The organism is Flavobacterium sp. PL11, assembly GCF_035985025.1.
Taxonomy (GTDB): Bacteria; Bacteroidota; Bacteroidia; order Flavobacteriales; family Flavobacteriaceae; genus Flavobacterium.
In genome coordinates, this window is the sequence record NZ_JAXCIA010000007.1 from 39,982 (window position 1) to 55,646 (window position 15,665).

12 protein-coding genes are annotated in these 15,665 nt (G+C 32.7%); 4 read left to right on the forward strand and 8 right to left on the reverse strand.

The annotated features are described in order from the left end of the window. The first annotated feature begins 9 nt into the window (after positions 1–9). Together zwf and pgl are read left to right on the forward strand one after the other, a co-directional pair. A complete protein-coding gene (zwf, locus tag RCH18_RS05475) occupies positions 10–1,554 on the forward strand; it encodes a glucose-6-phosphate dehydrogenase (protein WP_326935747.1) in 1,545 nt (514 codons plus the stop codon). Continuing rightward, on the forward strand, positions 1,538–2,251 hold the full coding sequence (pgl, locus tag RCH18_RS05480) for a 6-phosphogluconolactonase (protein ID WP_326935748.1): 714 nt from the start codon (positions 1,538–1,540) through the stop codon (positions 2,249–2,251). Before zwf ends, pgl begins: the two co-directional genes overlap by 17 nt. A 485-nt stretch (positions 2,252–2,736) precedes the next feature. On the opposite strand, the gene RCH18_RS05485 is transcribed toward pgl, so the two are convergent. Further along, the gene (locus RCH18_RS05485; RefSeq protein WP_326935749.1) at positions 2,737–4,158 is read right to left on the reverse strand and encodes an ATP-dependent DNA helicase; all 1,422 of its coding nucleotides are present in this window, start codon (positions 4,156–4,158) and stop codon (positions 2,737–2,739) included. Between the two features lie 272 nt (positions 4,159–4,430). On the opposite strand from RCH18_RS05485, the gene RCH18_RS05490 reads away from it, so the two are divergent. Together RCH18_RS05490 and RCH18_RS05495 are read left to right on the forward strand one after the other, a co-directional pair. Continuing rightward, positions 4,431–5,252, forward strand: coding sequence for a DUF3822 family protein (locus RCH18_RS05490; RefSeq protein WP_326935750.1), 822 nt, complete (start codon positions 4,431–4,433; stop codon positions 5,250–5,252). Next, positions 5,249–5,836 carry an RsmD family RNA methyltransferase gene (locus RCH18_RS05495; RefSeq protein WP_326935751.1) on the forward strand — a complete coding sequence of 196 codons (588 nt, stop codon included), beginning with the start codon at positions 5,249–5,251 and terminating at the stop codon, positions 5,834–5,836. The genes RCH18_RS05490 and RCH18_RS05495 overlap by 4 nt, the downstream gene beginning before the upstream one ends. Positions 5,837–6,100: 264 nt before the next feature. Here RCH18_RS05495 and RCH18_RS05500 read toward each other — a convergent pair whose 3' ends face one another. The 7 genes from RCH18_RS05500 to RCH18_RS05530 all read right to left on the reverse strand — a co-directional run bounded on the left by RCH18_RS05500 (position 6,101) and on the right by RCH18_RS05530 (position 15,480). After that, entirely contained in the window at positions 6,101–7,456 is a 1,356-nt protein-coding gene (locus tag RCH18_RS05500) for an amidohydrolase (RefSeq protein ID WP_326935752.1), read from the reverse strand. A gap of 11 nt (positions 7,457–7,467) precedes the next feature. Further along, complete coding sequence (locus RCH18_RS05505; RefSeq protein ID WP_326935753.1) at positions 7,468–8,163, reverse strand: ankyrin repeat domain-containing protein; 696 nt, start codon at positions 8,161–8,163, stop codon at positions 7,468–7,470. A gap of 378 nt (positions 8,164–8,541) precedes the next feature. Further along, positions 8,542–8,760 carry a hypothetical protein gene (locus RCH18_RS05510; protein ID WP_326935754.1) on the reverse strand — a complete coding sequence of 73 codons (219 nt, stop codon included), beginning with the start codon at positions 8,758–8,760 and terminating at the stop codon, positions 8,542–8,544. Between the two features lie 241 nt (positions 8,761–9,001). Next, the gene (locus RCH18_RS05515; RefSeq protein WP_326935755.1) at positions 9,002–10,162 is read right to left on the reverse strand and encodes an MFS transporter; all 1,161 of its coding nucleotides are present in this window, start codon (positions 10,160–10,162) and stop codon (positions 9,002–9,004) included. Between the two features lie 178 nt (positions 10,163–10,340). Then, entirely contained in the window at positions 10,341–12,941 is a 2,601-nt protein-coding gene (locus RCH18_RS05520) for a family 20 glycosylhydrolase (protein WP_326935756.1), read from the reverse strand. A 101-nt stretch (positions 12,942–13,042) separates the two neighbouring features. Continuing rightward, positions 13,043–14,179: a sialidase family protein gene (locus RCH18_RS05525; protein ID WP_326935757.1), complete on the reverse strand. Its 1,137-nt coding sequence runs from the start codon at positions 14,177–14,179 to the stop codon at positions 13,043–13,045. A gap of 110 nt (positions 14,180–14,289) precedes the next feature. Further along, entirely contained in the window at positions 14,290–15,480 is a 1,191-nt protein-coding gene (locus RCH18_RS05530; protein WP_326935758.1) for an AGE family epimerase/isomerase, read from the reverse strand. Positions 15,481–15,665 lie beyond the last annotated feature (185 nt).

The window sequence follows — 15,665 nt, forward strand, 5'->3', positions numbered from 1 at the left end:
TGTAACAAAATGAATATTGTCAATACTATAAAGCCCACCATCATTATTGTTTTTGGGGCAACGGGCGATTTAGCAAAAAGAAAGCTTTTTCCGGCTTTTTATAATCTATACCTTGATGGTCGCATGCCGAAAAAGTTTAAAATTTTAGCGCTAGGAAGAGCAGAGAGAAGCGATTCATTATATAGAAACCATGTAAGCGAGAACCTGACAGCGTTTTCCAGAAATAAAATAGCTACAACAGAAGTCTACCAAGAATTTGCTTCTCATATCAACTATTTGCAACATGATATAAATCAAGAAGAATCATATCAAGTACTGAAACAAAAGTTGGACGGTATAGATTTGTCTTTTGGCGAACGTGCCAACAGACTTTTTTACTTGTCAATAGCGCCATCTTTCATTGAAATAATTACAAATAATATAAAGAAAATGGATCTTGCCGCTAATTCTGCACAAGATCGTATCATTATTGAAAAACCTTTTGGATACAATAAAAGTTCTGCAGTGCTTTTAAATGAGTTATTGTCACAAACTTTTAAAGAGGAACAGATATACCGAATCGACCATTATTTGGGCAAAGAAACGGTGCAAAATATCCTAGCTTTCCGCTTTGGAAATTCGATGTTTGAGCCGCTATGGAACCGTAACTTTATTGATTCTGTCCAGATTACTGTTGCAGAAGAAGTTGGTGTTGAAGATCGTGGCGAGTTTTATGAAGATGCCGGCGCACTTAGGGATATGATACAAAATCACCTGATGCAAATTTTAACTATGGTAGCGATGGAAGCTCCTACATCATTGCAAGCAGATGAAATCAGAAACCGTAAAGCTGATGTTTTAAAAGCGATACGACGTATAACTCCAGAAGAAGTAAAACATTACACAGTCAGGGGTCAATATGATAAGGCATCAATAAAAGGAAAGCTAGTACCCGGATATTTACAAGAAAAGGGAGTTGGAGCCAATTCTAACACAGAAACATTTGTAGCCATGAAATTTTATCTTGACAACTGGCGTTGGCAAGGTGTTCCTTTTTACGTTCGAACAGGCAAAAGAATGAAGAAAAAACAATCCTCGATCGTCATACAATTTAAGCCTGTACCCCATTCTACTTTTTCTTTTGGTAAAGAAGGTATGATGCCAAACCGTTTAATTATAAATATTCAACCTGCAATGGATATTAGGCTGCAGTTTATGACAAAAAAACCTGGCCAGTCACTTTCGCTAAAACCTGCAGAAATGGTTTTTGATTATTTTTCATGTTCCACTCAATCTCCTGAAGCTTATGAAACATTAGTATTGGATGCTTTGTTGGGAGACCCAACTTTATTCATGCGCTCAGATCAGGTTGAAGAAGCATGGGATGTAGTAACAACCATTCAGGAAGCATGGGAAAACGACAAGCTTTTAAGTTTGTATAAATATGAAGCTGGGGGCTGGGGTCCTGAAGAAGCAAATAAATTACTTGCCCGCCAGGGACATGAATGGGCATCAAACTCATTAAATGACGTAGAACTAGAAGAAAAAGAAGTAACAGATGGTAAGTGTTTTTAGTAGTAAAGAAGAAATAACACCTCATGCGGCCAATATATTTGTAGCTGCGGCAAAAAATGCAATACAGAAGCGGGGCCGCTTTATAGTAGCGCTTACAGGTGGTTCATCGCCTGTATCTATCTACAAGCTTTTGGCGACTCCTCGGTACAAGGCCAAAATAGATTGGGAAAATATTTTTGTTTTTTGGGGTGACGAACGCTGGGTGCCCCTTGATGATGAACGCAGCAATGCGAAAATGTCGTCCGACTACCTGTTAAATCATGTTGGCATACCAAAAAGCAACTTGTTTCCAATGTATAAACAAGGCTTTTCACCGGAGGAATATGCTTTGAAATATGAAGAATTAATAAAGAGTCTTATAGGAGAGCATGGACAATTTGACCTGATTTTATTAGGAATGGGCGATGATGGACATACCGCTTCACTTTTTCCTGGTGAAGCCGTATTGCATGAAAATAATAAATGGGTATCAGCTTATTATCTCGAATCGCAAAGTATGCATCGAATAACCCTAACTGTGCCTTTTATTAATAGAGCGAAGGAAATTGTCGTAATAACTTTCGGAAAAAGTAAAGCGCATGCATTAAACGAAGTTTTATATGGTGATTATAATCCCGAAAAATATCCTACACAACTAATTAAACCCTTGGACGGAACATTGTTATTCTTGACTGATCAGGCTGCAATAAATGGATAAAGATAATTTTGAAACGCAAAGAAAAACTGCGCATTTAGCTAACCAATATATTTGTAATTAACTAAATTATGTCAAAAAAAGGTGAAAATATTATGTTTGTAAAGGCAGCTGCAATCTTGCCAAACAGATGTCGTAACGATCCTTTTGTAGATCTGACTTTACATGCTAATTGAATATTTCTTTTTTCAATTAATTAATTTAAAAGGGATTCTACAGGCTGTCTAATTCTCAACACTGCTAACGAATACAAGTCGATTAGAGCTTTATCCCTAATTCTAATTTCTTGACATTCTACTTTAACTGTTTTAACAAGAGTAATCATTACGGAGTTTTTTTTTAAAATGAGAGAAAAACTTTTTGTTTTGTTAAATTTTATCATCAAAAAAGAATCTATTTTCTTAAGTTGACCATATTTCTACAAATACAGTTAAATCTTTAAGAGATGCGAGGGTAATTTGTATCTCTTCGGGAAAAAGAATTTTATTTTATTCCTCAAAACTCTCATCCTTAAACCCTATTAAATACAATTTATTCTTGGCTCTTGTCATTGCGGTGTACAACCATCTAATATAATCTCGATTAATACCATCTGGCAAATACGGTTGTTCTATAAAAACCGTATTCCACTGTCCACCTTGTGATTTATGACAAGTTATTGCGTAAGAAAATTTTACTTGAAGTCCGTTGAAATATTCATTTTCTTTAACTTTTTGGAACTGCTTGTATTTGGTTTCGCCTTCATAATCTTTTAAAACTTCTTGATATAGTCTATTTGATTCTTCATACGTTAGTGAAGGCGATTCGCTTTTAATGGTATCTAATAATAAAACGGTTTCAAAAGGTTTTTGATCAGGATAGTCAATCATTCTAATTTTTACGTTGGCAAATTTAAATCCATATAACTCTTTTATAGTAAAGATTGCTAAAACTTCAATAATATCACCATTGGCAATAAATCCCGCTTGATCTGAATCTTTGAGCCAGAAATAATTGTTTTTGACAACCATCAAAAAGTCGCCAGTAGAAAGTTCACTTTCCTTATCTAAAATTTTGGTTCTTATTTGCTCATTATATTGATTTGCTCTTTTATTCGAACGAACAATAAAAGCGGTGTCTTCAATACTGTAATTACTATAAGCCGAATTTATAGCATCTTGAATATCATAACCGTCAGTCAGTCTAACTATATCTTTAAATTTCTTGACTTTAAATTTGAATTCATCGATAAATGAATCCTTTAATAATTCCCTTAATTCCGTCGCATTATATAAAATCCCTGAGTCTTCTTCTTGACGCATCACTTCATCCAGTTCAATATGCTCAATTTCTTTATCATAATTGATCGCTAAAGTTTGAATGTCTAAAGCGGGACTTATATCTAAGTTCACAGGCGGTAGTTGTGCTGTGTCTCCTAGCAATATCATTTTACAATTTGCTCCTGAGTATACGTATGAAATCAAATCATCTAACAAGGAACCATTTTCATATAATTTAGAATCAGAATTTGTATCTGAAATCATCGAAGCTTCATCAACTATGAAAATGGTGTTTTTATGTTTATTTTGTTGCAGTGTAAAGGCAACTCCTCCTCCAGAAGATTTTTTTGGAAAATATATTTTTTTATGAATAGTGAACGCTGGTTTATTTGAATAGTTAGCGATCACTTTCGCTGCACGACCCGTTGGCGCTAGTAAGACATACTTTTTATTGATGTCAATTAAACTATTTACAATTGTCGAAATTACGGTTGTCTTTCCTGTTCCAGCATACCCTTTTAACACAAAAATAGTTCTGTTGTCAGTTTCTGTCAAAAAAATAGCGATTTTTTGAAAAAATATATCTTGTTTGTAAGTAGGTTGAAATGGAAATTTTCGCTTTAAAACACTGTAAAACAATGAGGAATTCATAAATGTTATTTTAATGCAAAGTAAGCTATTTCAGTGGTAATAATCAATTTGACTGACAAAAATAGCGGGTTAATATAAAACTATAAAACACTAAATATTACGTTTTTCTTAATTTTAATAATTAAAAGTGTTTTTTAATTATGAAATAAAGTTGGCATTGATTTTCAAAATTGATATTGTCAATGCAATTGCCTTTGCTAATTTTATTTGTAAGTTTGTACTCTTAATTTATTTTTTTAAAGAAAAAAAGTAAGCAACCCAGCTAACAAAAAATGCTAACAAAAGAAATTAATATTACTAAAAAAGTTTTCAAAAAATTATCAATTCAGATTTCTTTAAACGGTCTCTCTTATTGTTGTTTTGATACGTTGAATAAAACTATTATCACTTTTAAGGAAATAAATTTTGATCAGAAAGAGCCTAATTTTAAAATTGAAAATGCCATCAACGATTCTTTCACCAATTACCCAGAATTAAGAGAATTATATGATGAAGTTTTAGTAATCCATGCGAACAATCTATCTACGTTTGTTCCTCAATCATTATTTGACGAAGATTATTTAGGCAGTTATTTGCAATATAATATAAAGGTCTTTAATACTGACTTTTTTGCCTTTGACGTGATTCCAAACTATGAATTAAATTCAGTTTATATTCCATACGTCAATATCAATAATTTATTAATAGATCATTTTGGCAGTTTTGATTATAAGCATTCTAGTACTATTTTAGTTCCTACACTATTAATAGCCTCAAAAAATAAAGATGAAAAAAAGATGTTTGTCCATTTTAGTTCTTTTCATTTTGAAATAATTATCGTTGAGAATCAAAAACTCCTTCTTTATAATAGTTTTGATTACAACACTCCTGAAGATTATATCTATTATATCTTGTTTACAGCAGAGCAATTAAATTTAAATCCAGAGAATTTCCATTTAGATCTTATTGGAGATATCGAATCCAAAAGCGAATATTTTAAAATAGCTTATAAATACATCAGGAATGTTTCTTTAATAAACAGTGAAGATTTTAACAAAAATAACAATTTTTCTGAAGTAGAAAACAGAAAACATTTTATACTTTTTAACTCATGAGAATAATTTCAGGAAAATACAAAGGACGACGCATCTCTCCACCAAAAGGTTTGCCCGTTCGTCCTACCACCGATATGTCTAAAGAAGCCTTATTTAATGTTTTGAATAATCATTTTAGTTTTGAAGGACTTAAAATATTAGACTTGTTCGCTGGAACTGGAAACATTAGTTATGAATTTGCTTCACGCGGTAGTACGCCAATTACCTCTGTAGATGGTGATTTTGGTTGTGTAAAGTTCATCAAGCAAGTGGCTACAGAATATGATTTTAATATCGCTGCCACAAAAAGTGATGTTTACACTTATCTAGAAAGATGTAAAACATCGTATGATATTATTTTTGCTGATCCACCTTATGGATTTGACCAAAAAACCTTTGAAAAAATTATAGAATTAGTTTTTGAAAGAGAATTGCTTAATACAGAGGGAATGATGGTTATTGAACATTCTAAATACACTAAACTGGAACACATGATTCACTTTTCTTTTCAAAAAAGCTATGGTGGTTCTATTTTTAGTTTCTTCGAAATTGCTTCTGACATTGAAGAGCAAGAATTAAAGCTTTCAGAAAGTGAAGAAGAGTAATATTGTTTTATTTACAAAAAAGACTACAAAGGTTATTTATTAAGTTTCCTAAAATCAGTAACAAAATAATATTGGTTTGAATCTGATTTTCTGCAAGCAGTAAAACCGGAAAGAATATCCAGTGACTCGTAGTGTATCAAGATCGTTTCTGAAATTAATTTATATAATTATGCGAATTCAAAATAAAAAAAAAGATGCTATTACGGCATCTTTTTTTTTAAAATAGTAGTTTGGAATAGGAAACGGAGAAAACAAACCATAAACTTACATTTCTCCTGCTATACGTTTTCCTTTAAAAAACACTCCTTCTCTTTTAGGCAATCGTGCAACTGCTTCTGCCGAACAACTAGCGTTAACTAAAATAAAATTAGCTTCGTTATCCTCAAGAGGCCATGCACGAATACCAGCATCATTAAGCGGTAAAATCTCGTTAGTTGTAGAAATATGCAAGGCTCTACTTAAACTAAATTCATCTGTCCAGCCATATAACTGAGCACACAACTTTGCTTTTTCAAGCATATCACAAGTGCCAAATGGCTGCCAATGATCAACAATACTATCTGTTCCTGTCGTGAGTTTTACACCATATTTTTTGAGTGTTGGCAGTGGCATAATAGTTCTTCCTATAGGAACTGTTGAAACTATACCAATACCAAGTTGCGCCATTTGTTCGGCAATTTTTTCTACTTCTTTCGGCTCCATTCGAGCTAATGCAAATCCATGACTTATATAAGTTTTACCTTGAAGTTGCTTATTCTCTTGTGTTTTCTTGATGATATATTCAATTGCGGCTTTACCTGATGGTGGAGATTCATGCAAGTGAATATCAATTCCTTTATTATTATCAATAGCAATTTGAAACATCGCATCAAGTGACTTTTCTAAATTTCCATCTACAGTTGTAGGATCAAGTCCACCAATAAAGTCCACTCCCATTTTAGCCGCTTCTCTCAATAAAGACTCAGACTGCGAATAGAGAATGCCATGTTGGGGAAAAGCTACTATTTCCCAGGCAAAACTATCTTTGTTTTTGTCCAGCGCTAGTAACAAATGTTCTAAACTTTTCAATCCACTCACAGGATCTATATTGCATTGACATCTAGCAAAAAAAGTACCCTGACTTTTCATTAACGCGATCGCTTCCTCGGCTTTACGTTGTGAATCAGTAAGCAATTGAGGAATAATTTTTTGCTCCAGCACAATCATATCCTTTACGGTAAACCCTTTTCTAGGCGCTGCATTCCACTGCCCTCCATAATAGGTTTTATCAATATGTATGTGCATATCTCGTAATGCGGGAAGCATTAAAAATCCCTTAGCATCTACTTTTTTTAATTTTAAATCAAGTTTATCCTTAGTTATTTTTTTTATTTTGCCATTGGCAATATGTAAATTATAGAGAGAAGTGTTAGTGGCAACAACTTCGTTTTTATCGTTGTATTCAAAACTTTCTTCTAATCTCACATTTGATAATATATATCCTTTATCATCAATTGTACTTTTATCATCAGATGTTTTATTAATCATTGCTTTGCCGCTAATACTAGAGAACAACGCAGCGCCAGTAGCAGCTGCACTCAATCCCAAAAATTTTTTTCTACTAATTGCGTTTTGATCCATTTTTCTTTTTATTAATTTGCTCCTGCTTTTTCCAACAATTTTACCATTTCCTTATATCGCATTTTCTTAGCGTGATCTAATGAAGTGTCACCGTTTCTATCAGCAATGTTTACATCGCAGCCGCCTTTTATTAAAGCATCTACTATTTCAACGTGTACTTTTCCGCCATCACTCAATAATACCGCTTCAAGCAATGCTGTCCACCCAAGATTATTAATGTGATCCTTTGGGAAATTTGGATAATTTACTAACAACTTTACTACTTCTAAGTGTCCCTTTTCAGCAGCAGGAATAAGTGCTGTTCCTCCATAACGATTGTAAATTTTGAAATTCGCCCCATGATTAAGTGTTAATTTTACGATTTCTAAATTACCTTCTGCTCCAGCATATAAAAAAGGACTATTTTTCATATTATCTTGCGCGTTTACATCGGCACCTGAATTTATTAATAATTTCGCTGCTTCATTATTCCCATTGTACAGCGCCTCCATTAATGCTGTTCTACCTTGATTATTTTTTAGTTCTAATGAAGGATTTTTTGTGATAATTTCAGCGGTAATTTGTATGTCACTTTTAGAAACGGCTTCAAAAAGTGCTTTATTATTTTCCATATTATCCATGTTTAATTCTTTTTTTTTCGGTGAGCAACTAAGTAATAATACCATCAATAAAACCATACTGGATACTATTCTGTTTTTTTTTTTCATGTTTTCTTTCGTTTTTTTAAAAGTACTGCAAATGATTTACTTTATAAAGGTAAAACAACTCTTTATTGCAACTTACTCGTCAAAAAATAAATTCATAACTTTATTATGATATCTCATCACAATAAGAATTATATCAACTTAAGTAGTCATTCGGCATTATGTTTCACCTTAAATCTATATGTAAACTACAATATCTGTTATCAAAATGAAAATAAAATTTGATCAGAAATAGTTTCACTGGGACAGCATAAAAAAGGTATAAAACACGTAAAAATTGTATTATAAAAAGTAAAAAAGGGCCATTTTTAAAAATGACCCTTACTATATTTATTCGTTTTTGTACAAATTTATACTGTCAACATAGAACTTGTTTTAGCATTACTTTTTCGGTTTAAATATAAACTCAAAACTTTCAGCACCAGTGATCATTGTTTTTACTAAGTTTTGAATGTCTTGCTTCATAACTGCATTTATAAGATTGAGGTTATTCTTAATATTATTTCTATTATAACCTTCAATAGCGTAATCATACATTACATTTAACTCATAACCAGTATACTCTTTTTCTTCTTTCAGTTCCTTTATATAACTGGTCAAAACCTTATTTAAATCTTCCTCTGCAATTGCACCATTTTTTATTTTATCAATTTCTTGATGAACAATATCTACTAATTTATCTACTTTGTCAGGATTACAATCAAAGTAAATATGAGCATCATTATTTCATTATATATTTCACAAAGTTTAAAAATATCCAGAAAATAATGCGTTTTAAAATTTAGCAAATTTAAAAAATCAATAACAAAAGCGTATTTAGAAAAGTCCTTTTCTTTTTAGTTTAACGCTTTCTAAATACCAAATGTACTATTAAGATTGATACAGATAAAACAATTCCTAATGTACCTACTCCTATCCATTTATAATTTCCCCAAGCTAGTGCTCCTGCCACTGTCCCAAAAGCACCACCTATAAAAAAGCCAACCATATAAATGGTATTTACTCTATTTCTAGCTTCGGGAGTGTTAGAAAATATAATTTTTTGGTTGGTAATGTGGAGAGATTGCATTCCTAGATCCACTAATAATACACCTGCCATCAAACCAATTATTGAGTGCCCAGAGAATACAATTATGATCCATGATACAATGAGTAATAATGTACCAAATACTATTATTGAATGATTACTAATTTTTTCACCCATTTTTCCAACAACCGTTGCTCCTAAAGCTCCTACAATTCCTAGAATACCAAATGCACCAGCAATCGTACTGCCGTAACCAAACGAATCTTCCATTAAAAATACGAGAGTGGTCCAAAAAGCACTTAATCCAGCAAAAGCTAAACCTCCTCTTAAAGTGGCTAATCGCAAAGAAGAATCAGTAGAAAAATAATGATAAAGCGATTTCATTAAACTTACATAGCTTCCTTCAAATACTGGTTTTATTGAAGGTAGTTTAAATTTTAAAATTACAAACAACAAAACCATCATCACTGCTGCGGCATAAAACATCACTCGCCATCCAAATTGCTCTCCCACAAAACCACTAATAACTCGACTTCCTAAAATTCCTATCAACAATCCACTCATTACAATTCCAATAGCTCTTCCTCGATTTTTATCGTCTGAAAGTTGTGCCGCCATAGGAACAAATAGTTGAGGTATTGCCGATGTAAAACCTACAAAAAAACTACTGATAATTAAAATAAAAAGAGAGTTGGCTAATCCTGCAGCAATCAGCGATATAACCATAACTAAAAAATCCCATTGCAATATTTTCTTATTCGAAACTTTATCCCCAAGCGGAATAATAAATAATAAACCTAAAGCGTAACCTAACTGTGTGAATAAAGCCACGTTACTCACTTCAGCATCTGAAACTTTATAACTAACAGCTATTTGATGCAATAATGGCTGGTTATAATAAAGATTGGCGACTACTAAACCTGCTGAAATACTTAAAAGATATAATACTTGATTACTAAGGGTAACTTGTTTCATTGTATAATTTAGAGATGGAATTTGAAAAGAATGCAAAAATAGGTCTTGTTTTCTTATTTAAAGACCTTCAGCGTTTTTTTAATTTTCTATATTATGATGTGTTAGGTTATTTTAATTGAAAGAAGAACTCTATATTCTTCAAGTTGAATAATTTATTTAAAGTAGAATTTTTAAAGTATTAACGTACTGGTATAAAAGTAAACATCCATTTTACAGGATTTTGCCAATTTTGTCCTTTAAAAGAACTAATTGGCAATTTTACATTCACTGTATTCCACCCTTTTTTTAGATTAATTTTTGTTGGCTCTCTAAATTCATAGCCTTCATCAATTAATGGTATTTCTAGACTTCCTTTTTGATTAGGTCGTTTCCATAATGGCGGACTGATTATCTTATTATTTACGGAAACGGAACTATCTAAATTATTCCAAGTTCCAGCAGCAGGCGAATCAGTATTCATAGAACGCGATAAATTATTAAAACCAATCCAAAATTGTTGCTCTTTATCTTCATCACTCCAAATCTTGGTTTGAGCATACCAAGTTGTATTTTCTTTAACCTCTTCAATAATTCCCGAAATTAAGGGTGCCCACCAATGTCTTATTATTAAAGTTCCACCAGTAGCTTTGTATGTTGGTTTTTCTTTTGATGGATTAAACTTTAGGGTTTCAGGTGCAAAAGTTTTAGTTAAATCGCCTTTATTCTCAAATGGACCATATATATTCCAAACTAAATCAGCTTGTTTTTGATAGTTAAAATCTAAGGCTTTAAAATTTTGCTTTTTTTGATCCAATAAACGGTTTTCGAACTCAATAAAAGCAAGCGCTTTTTCACTTTGGGGTTCGCCAATTATTGCAGTCCAACCAGCAGATCCGCCGCCTTGCCAACTGCGTTCTGCAAAAGTCAACATTCCAGGATATACCGGATTCATTTTCATTACGTCATCACCATTTTCTAAAGCTCTGTCATTCCACATGCATACAATTCCTCCCAAAGCGTTTTCATTTCCTTGTGGTAAATTACAAATCTGTGAATTAAAAATAGTGACTACACTTTCTAAAGGATCCATGTGGTTTAAATATAAATGTCTTGAATCTATATACTTTATTTTTTTATTTTCACTGACTTTTGTCGCTCCTTCCATCCACAGCTGGCGGATTACCCCATCAGTAAAATTGCCACCTGGCTCCCATCCTATTACTCTCTTACCTAAACTTTCAGTAAGTGCTATCACTTCAGGTAAAAATTTTTGATTGGTGATTTTCACTTCGTCGGCTCCTAAATGCAAATAAGGAACATCATAAGTTGCGCAAAACTCTTTAATTATATTTTTTACAATCACTAAACCGGCATCACTTTGCATCTCTACACCCATTGCTCTTGTAAATGCGGCGCTGTGACCCGGCATATCAATTTCAGGAAGAAGAGTGATATAACGTTCTTTGCAAAAGGCAATCAGTTCTTTTAAATCTTCCTCCGTATAATATTCGCCTTTATCCCTAAGCATAAATTCTGGATTAGTTAATTGTGGGTATAGCTTACTTTGCAATCTCCACGCAATGTCTTCAGTAAAATGAAAATGAAAAATATTCATTTTATATGCCGCCATTACATCAATTTGTTGTTTTAACAGTTTCATAGATTGGTAATTTCTGCCTACGTCAACCATAAAACCGCGCCATGCAAAAGCTGGCCAATCTGTAATTTCCGAAGCATCTACAGCAACATTGTCACGCATTAATTGCAATAAAGTTTGGATGCCGTTATGAATTCCGTTGGGCATGTTAGCTGTTAGCGTAATTTTATCAGTGCTAGTTTTTAGGTTATAAGCTTCTACAGGATTCAGAGATGAATTTACTTTGCCTAATTGAAGTGTAATGTAATTTACTTTACTTGGTTTTTTATTGGTCAATTCAACCTCTAATCCTCTCATCACCATTGCTTTTTGTAATGCTAATCCCTCTTTCATTAAATTAGGATTATCTACAAAAATAGTATTGGTATCAGTGAGAGCAAAATAGCCTTTATTCCAAATTAGTTGCTGTGGTTTTGGCAGTAAAGAGGGTTTAAATTCTAAATCGAAAACGTAAGGAAAAATGATATGTTTCCATAATAAATATCCATCGCCCGTTAAGTGCAATCCATCATTGGTAAACTTTATATCCATTTTTCCATTTTTATCCAAGAAATTTGAATAAAGGTCAATATAAGTATAGTGATTTGTAGATGCATTTAACTTTAAAGCAGCGTTCAAAGTTTTAATTTGCTCTTCTTTACTAGTGTGTCCACCAAAGGTTTTGAAGTTGTTATTTACGGGTAAAATACTTTGAACATATAATTTTGTTGACGGACTTTCTTGTTTTAAAAATTTTGCAATTTGTATGATATTTTTAAAAATACTGTCGGTTGAAGTGTTTCTCGCCAAGTCATTGACCCCAATTAATAAAAATACTTTCATCGGTTTTCGAATACTTATCTCGTCCAAACGATTCAGAACTCCAGCGGTAAAATCTCCACTAATTCCACGATTTTTTATTCGATTATCGTTGAATAACTCGTTCCACTCGGCGCCATCAGTAATACTATTTCCTAAAAAAACAATATCACTTTTAGTCTTTGGCAAAGTCTCAAAATGACTTACCCTTTGATGGTAATAGGTGGGAAACATACTTTCAGGAAAATTACTTTTCTTGATTTGAGCGCTAGCATTTCCACCAATTAAAAATGATAAGAAAACTGCAAAATAATAAAACCAATATTTTTTTATAAAATTGTGCATCTAGAATACTTTATAAAGTGGTTTGTTATTAAAAAATAAATTGACATCGTACAAAAATAAAAACCCTTCAAAAATTTTAAATTCTTGAAGGGTTAAAGTAATTATTTGATTTTCTTTTTAGATGCTTTTTTAAACTTATCTTTTCCGTCTGTTAACCACTTTAAAGAAAAGCTTACAAAGACATTTTGTGTATGATTGTCTTTTTCAAAAAATACAGCCATATCACCATTTTTTAAAACTGTTAAAGAGGAGTAAGCTGAACTTCCCGCATAAATAGTTTTCCCTTCTGACCATGTTTTCCCTTCATCATAGCTAATACGAACATTAAGATTCATACGCCCTTTCTCCATTTTAGCGTTGGAGAAAATAATTCTGTCTTTATCAAATCCATCTGCTTTTGCGGTATATCTAATGATACTTGCGTTGCAACTTGGATCAATAAGCGCTGGTTCTGGCTTGCTTGTCCAAGTTTTTCCCTCATCAGCAGAAGTATGTACATAACGCATTTTTCCGCCGTTAACTCTCGCGTTAACCATCCATGATCCATCAGCTAATTCGATAATTTTAGATTCATCAGCTGGTTTTATTGGAGTATCAATAAAATACCAAGTTTTTCCATGATCATCACTTCCAAAAATAAATAACCCCTTGCTTAGATTAACTAAAGTATGTAAAAGTTTACCGTCTCTAGTTTGAATTCCACGACCTGAAGTGATGAATTTAAAATCTTTATGCCATTCTGGTTTGGCAATTTGGCTGGTGATATCTTCTGGTTTACTCCACGTTTTTCCGTTATCCCTACTTTTTACTACGTGTAAATAATAAATATCTCTTTCTTTTTCATAATCCATGTAATTATAAAAAAGAATGATTTCTTTAGTATCTCGATCTACAATCATCGAAGGATCTGAGGCTGAAAGTCCTAGTGGAAAATTGACTACCGTTTCAATTCCAGACCATGTTTTACCATTGTCCGCACTTCGTCTCACAACAATATTAATATCACCGCTTCTATTTAAATCACCGCAATTAGGAACACGCTCATCAATAGCCGCTATTAGATCACCGTTTGGCGCTGTAACAATTGCTGGAATTCGAAAGCAGTTTACCCCTTCAACCATTGAAGTATTGAATAAGTCCTGATGTGAAATTACTCCATCGGCAATTTGATAGTTTTCATTTTGGGCGGAAATTGCTATTACAGCAAAGAAAAAAAGTGATGTGAAAATCTTTTTCATAATAAAATTGATTTAGTGTTAGTATGTGTTGTTTGTATAGTTCAGAAATTGAAATATTCTCCAAATCTTGTAATTTTCGATTCAACAATTTGTGAAATGAAGAGCTGTGTTTATAGTTGTTTATTTAAATACTCCTTCAGTATTTCTAAACAATACCACTCTTGTCTGGGTAAGTGAAATGGTCCTTTAAACATATTCCCTTTAGCAGTTTGTGCAATTGTTCCATCTTTATGTAAATAACCAAACCATTCCCCATTTTCCTTATCGTGAAATTTACTATACGCATAATCATGAACCATTTTATGCCATTTAGCATACTTTTCATCCCCAGTCAGTGTGTATGCTAATAGCGTAGCAATAATCACTTCATTGTGTGGCCACCAAAACTTCATGTCTTGCCAATATTCTTGCACCGGTTTGTCATATACATCACGGAAATACAAAATGCCGCCATGCTCTTTGTCCCATCCGCGTTCCCACATATAATCAAGCATTTTGCAGCCTAATTTGATTAAATAAGGATCACTATTTCTATATTTTGCTTCATGCAAAATAAACCAAGCCCCTTCAATTGCATGCCCAGGATTCAAAGTTCGGCCATCGATATGATCAATAATTGATCCATCAGGAGCGACTTGCTCCATCACACATTTAATATCGTCTTTTACAAAATAGGTTTCAATTTCGTTAATCCATTTATCGATCCATTCATCACATCGAGGATCACCTATTGTTTCTCTTAACTGTTGTGCCGTATTCATCATAATCATGGGCACACCAATCCCTTTTGAAGGACGAGTAGTTGTGAATTTTGCTTGTAGTAAGCTAGGATTAGTAGAATAATCCATACATTTTCCAAATAGATAGCGTGCCTTTTCAGCAGCAGCTTTATCACCACTTGCTTTAGCGTAAGACGCCATTGCAATAACCGCAAATGTTTCTGAAAAATAGTAACGGCGTTTGCGTATCGGTTGTCCGTCACGAGTTACGTGAAAAAACATTTGACCATCTGTATCAAAGCAATGATTGTTTAAAAAATCAATTCCTGATTTGGCCCCGTCTAACCATTCTTTTTTTGGTTCAACCGTATTATAAAGCGTGGATAAAAGCCATGCAGCACGACCTTGAATCCAAACCGCTTTATCGTCATCGATCAAACTTCCATCTTGATCTCGCATTAATAAATATCCTCCAAATTCAGTGTCAATAGAACGTGGAAACCAAAATGGAACCGTGTCATTTACTAATTGATTTTGATAAAAATCTTTTAACTCTTGCAGATCTGTCGTTGAATAACTCATCTTATATTGTATTTTATAAATGGATTTTTTATTTCCATCTATTTTGTTTTATTGTTTTGAAGCATTTTTTCAGCTACTTATTTCTTATTATTTAATTCAGTTCTAACTTAAAAGTGTTCAATAGATTTAATAAATTGACTCTTGGAAAAGTTTTCAAAAACAATAAATTCTTTTTTTTTAAAATT